The following is a 4,770-nucleotide window of genomic DNA, read 5'->3' on the forward strand; positions in this document are numbered from 1 at the left end:
GAACCCCGCAAATGATTACGAATGATAAAAGTGAAATTGAGTCCGATAATATTATGAGTATCCGTCGTCCCTGCCATGGCGTAAACTTGTCCATCGATATATTCATGTTTAATGGGACTGGTTTCTTCAAACTGAAGATATTCTTCTGGAGTGAGATTATTATAGTTAGATAAAGCAATCATCGTTTTTTCTGCTAGTTACAACTATATTTAAGTACCTAGGCAAAATTAATTATACATCTAAGCTGTCAGCCTTTTCCGTAATCAGTAAGCAGTATTAACTAACAGTACATTCCCTGATTACTGTTCACTGTTCACTGATAACTGAAAAGTCTCCCCTCTCCGAGTCTCGACTAGGAAATTAACTTTGCAGGACTAGATACCTGTTGAAATACTGTCTAGGAGAACCAGCAAAAAGAGCCTAGAATGGTTAATCTATATGCTATTACCCTTGTAACTCTCTATAACTACTGCTATGACAACCCTAATTGACTATTCAAATATTCAATCTTTACCCGAAGTTTGGTCAATAGTTGCCCAACGTTTCCCCAATATTATCGCCCTGCACGATCCCCACAGTAAACCGGAAGTAATTATCACCTATCGGGAACTTTATCAACAAATTCAGCAATTTGCCGCCGCTTTGCAAGCATTAGGAGTCACAGAAACCGAAAATGTCGCTTTATTTGCCGATAATAGTCCCCGGTGGTTTATTGCCGACCAAGGTTCCATGGCAGCCGGGGCTGCCAATGCGGTACGATCTGCTCAAGCAGATGCAGAGGAATTAGCCTATATTCTGGCCGATAGTGACAGTCAGACGCTGATTGTCGAAAATAACAAAACTTTAGGGAAATTACTGGCGAAAATCCCTGAATTGCCCCTAAAATTAATCGTGCTGCTCACCGACGAAGACCCCGCTACTGGGGCGATTTCCGTGCAGACCTTAAATTTCAAGCAACTAATGGCGATCGGGGCTGAGAACACCCTTAAACCTATCACCAAGAGCGAAAATGATCTGGCTACCCTCATCTACACATCGGGAACGACGGGACAACCAAAAGGGGTGATGTTAAGTCATGGTAATCTGCTGCATCAGGTACGCAACTTAAATGCTATCTTTCAACCGGATCCTGGCGATCGAGTTTTAAGTATACTACCTTCATGGCATTCCTACGAGCGCAGTTGTGAGTATTTCAGTCTAGCTCAGGGTTGCACCCAGATTTATACCAGTATTCGCACTTTTAAGCAGGATTTAAAGCAATTTAGTCCGCAATTAATGGTGGGAGTTCCCCGTCTTTGGGAATCTCTTTACGAGGGTATCCAAAAACAATTTAGCGAACAATCGGCCACAAAACAGAAATTAGTGAGATTTTTGCTAGAAAAGTCGGAAAAGTACGTTATTGCTAAACGTATCGCCGATAATCTCAGTCTAGATCATCTTCACGCTTCCGAGATCGAAAGACTAAAAGCAAGAATTCAATCCCTCTTACTCTATCCCCTCCATGCCATCGGTGATAAGCTAGTTTATGGCAAAATTCGCCAAGCAGTGGGAAATAAAGTTAAAATCTTGGTTAGTGGCGGTGGTTCCTTAGCCAGACATCTAGATACTTTCTATGAGATTGCCGGAATCCCGATTTTAGTTGGTTATGGACTGACAGAAACTTCTCCTGTGGCTACCGTCCGTCGTATCGATCATAACCTGCGCGGGTCTGCCGGTCGTCCCGTCTTTCAGACAGAAATCTGTATTGTCGATTTACACAGCAAAGAAGTCTTACCGACAGAAAAACACGGTTTAGTCTTGATTCGCGGTCCGCAGGTGATGCAGGGATACTATAAAAAACCGGAAGCAACCGACAAAGCGATTTCTCCCGATGGTTGGTTTGATAGCGGTGATATTGGTTGGTTAACCGCTGCCGGGGATTTAGTCTTAACTGGACGGGCCAAAGATACAATTGTTTTGAGCAATGGTGAAAATATCGAACCGCAACCGATTGAAGATGCTTGTTTACGCAGTCCCTTTATCTCCCAAATTATGCTAGTGGGACAGGATCAAAAAGCTTTGGGGGCTTTGATCGTGCCTAATCTTGATATACTGGCCAATTGGGCGCAAGAACAGAAAATATCCTTAAATTTACCCGATCTTCACAGCGATCGCTCAACGATTCTTTCTAGCGATCTCTACAGCAAAAAAGTCTTAGCTCTCTACCAACAAGAATTAAAGCGCGAGGTAAGAAATCGGCCCAGTTATCGTACCGATGACCAGATTAAAACCTTTGAGTTAATTTTAGAGCCTTTTTCCCAAGAAAACGGCATGATGACCCAAACTTTAAAGATTAAACGACCGGTAGTAACGCAACGCTATCGCGATATGATTAACGAGATGTTTGCCAAGTAAATATTTCCGGCAAATATTCCCTAACCCCTTGACAAAAAGACCTTTTTAGGATAAGCAAATCATGGATGACGCACAAACCAGTTTATTACTGAAGCGCCCGGTGACAATTAAAGTCATCGTGACTCCGCGCTGGAAAGAAGAAGCACAACAGCAATTACAAGCACAAATGGCTCAAATTGACGCACAAATTCAACAATTAGAAACCCAAGGCCAAAGAGCGATCGCCGAAATTCAGCGTCAGAGTCTGATCCCCTTACCCCCCGCGGCTGCCCAACAGATTGACAATATTCAAATCCAAGTCAATCAACAGAAAAGTGAGTTTCTCGAACAAAAAAACCAGTATCTGCAACAATTGCAACAGGTACAACTCTTGGAACTCAATCAAGAAGTCGCCCAAGCACAACTAGAAAGCTTTTTCCGGGTCGAAAAAGGCGATAACTTAGTAGCCAAAATGAATGTGGAACTCGTCCTTAGAGATGGCATAGTCGAAGAAATTCGCGGCGAAATTTAAAGCTAGGGTGAGCAGTTCCCGTCACTGTCAACGTAACGGTTAAAATCGGCAATAGCAAGGGTTATTCTCCCTTGCTAACCCAGAAAACCGTCCCTAGTTCACATCACCCCTGACATGGCTTGATCAGGCCTGAAAAATATATTAAGATTCTTTATCGATCGCCCGGACACCCTCGCCTATATTGTTGTATAACTTCATATCTCCATCGACTCACCCTTAATTAGATCCTATAAATATGAAATCTCCATGCTTTCTTTCTTACCCACCATTCTTTTAGCTCAGTCCGCCTCGGTTCTGCCCCAGATAGAGAGGAAATTAATCACCCAATATCAGGAAGTGCGTCAGTTGCCCGGTCAACTGAATGATGTGCTGGTTTTTAATAGCAATAGTCCCGAAATCGTAGAAAAAGAGGGAATTCTCCTCTCTACTTTCCCCGGCAAAGGAAAACGTTATCCCATAGCCCATCTCAATCATCCGCTACAAGGACGTTTTGACGTTTTCACCCACCACATCGCCCGTCAAACCGATCCCAATCGCGACCTACACCAGGGCCTGATCGTTACTAATCCCACCTCCAGAAACCTCGTTATCCGCATCCTGCAAGGAGTCAGTTACGTCACCTCCGCCGATGCCCCTTTTGTCGATTTACCCCCTCTGGTGGAAGATCCCAACGGCCGGGTTTTTTCTGGTCCCGGTTCCCGTTTAGCCAGTGATATCATGCGTCGTCGCCATGATACCCAATTTCCCGCCCAGATCGTCATTCCCCCAGGCCAAAGTCGGATGCTATTCGATCTGGTTATCCCCAGAAGTAGCGCCCGCTCGACCCTCCTGCGTCTCTACAGCGATGGCCCGGTCTATATGGCCAATTTAGCCCTCTACGAAGTTCCCCAAAAAGTCAACATCGAAGACAGGGAAATAGAAACCTTTCGTCCCCCTACCCTAGAGGAATGGCGTACCCTATTAGTTAGAGGTGATTTAGCCGCTCCTCGCGATTTTCCCCCCACTCCCCCCGATCAATGGTTCCCCGGAAGAAGAAATTTTTATGGTCGCGTGGCCGGAATTTCTGTCGGTTCGGAATGGGCAACCCGCATTGTCGATCCCAAAGGGGGAATTAATCTCACCATTCCTCAACCCGGTCAAGCTTTTGCCTATCCTTTAAGTACGGTGACAGCAGCTACTTTCGGAACCAGACAAATTCAAAGCGCCCCCATGTTAGTGCGTTATCCCGATACGGCTTTCAAAGCTCACGGTAACTACGGTGTTCACTACTATCTGACTTTACCTCTATATAACAATACCAGCAAAACCCAGGTGGTGGCTTTGAGTATTCAAACCCCAATTAAAGAAGACAATTATCTCGATCGCTTGCTATTTGTTGAACCCGTCCAGGGACCGGTATTTTTCCGGGGTGCAGTGCGCGTTACCTATCGTAACGCCCTGGGACGCACCGAGGAACGTTTTTTCCATCTCGTTCAACGGGAAGGACAACAGGGAGAAGCTTTAGTACAGGTGGAACTTCCCCCCGGAGCCAGACGCGACATTAATCTCGATTTTCTCTATCCCCCCGATGCCACACCCCCCCAAGTTTTGAGCGTTAAAACTTTGGAATAAATAGTTTTTCTCGAAAAGTTAACGGCTGATTGTCGGGGGGAATAAGTAAGATACACTGAAATTAATCTCTCTGTGAATCGGCCGATGAATATTAGCAAAACTTGCTTTATTTTCTGCTTATTATCTCAATTTTTGGGCAATGCAGCTGCGAGTTTAGCCGTGACTAAACTCGATTTTGATACCGGTCAACCCCTAACAAATCAAGTGGTTAGATCGGGGAAAATTAAGGTACAAGTTAGCTATCAACCCATCGA

The 4,770-nt window shown here is 44.8% G+C and carries 4 protein-coding genes; 3 read left to right on the top strand and 1 reads right to left on the bottom strand.

What is annotated here, in order from left to right; all coding sequences use genetic code 11:
- Positions 1-182: Uma2 family endonuclease (locus PX636_RS14295; RefSeq protein WP_288117639.1), on the bottom strand; the 182-nt coding region annotated here is incomplete at its 3' end.
- A 292-nt stretch (positions 183-474) separates the two neighbouring features.
- Between PX636_RS14295 and PX636_RS14300 the strand changes: the two genes are divergently transcribed.
- From PX636_RS14300 to PX636_RS14310, 3 genes are all read left to right on the top strand, one after another.
- Positions 475-2,394 carry a long-chain fatty acid--CoA ligase gene (locus tag PX636_RS14300; RefSeq protein WP_288117640.1) on the top strand — a complete coding sequence of 640 codons (1,920 nt, stop codon included), beginning with the start codon at positions 475-477 and terminating at the stop codon, positions 2,392-2,394.
- Positions 2,395-2,455: 61 nt separating this feature from the next.
- Positions 2,456-2,905, top strand: a complete 450-nt coding sequence (locus PX636_RS14305; protein WP_002756613.1) for a YlqD family protein — start codon at positions 2,456-2,458, stop codon at positions 2,903-2,905.
- 246 nt (positions 2,906-3,151) lie between these two features.
- Positions 3,152-4,516 carry a DUF3370 domain-containing protein gene (locus tag PX636_RS14310; protein WP_288117641.1) on the top strand — a complete coding sequence of 455 codons (1,365 nt, stop codon included), beginning with the start codon at positions 3,152-3,154 and terminating at the stop codon, positions 4,514-4,516.
- Positions 4,517-4,770 lie beyond the last annotated feature (254 nt).

Origin of the sequence: Microcystis sp. M53598_WE2, assembly GCF_030067735.1 — a bacterium.
In the GTDB taxonomy this organism is placed as follows: Bacteria; Cyanobacteriota; Cyanobacteriia; order Cyanobacteriales; family Microcystaceae; genus Microcystis; species Microcystis aeruginosa.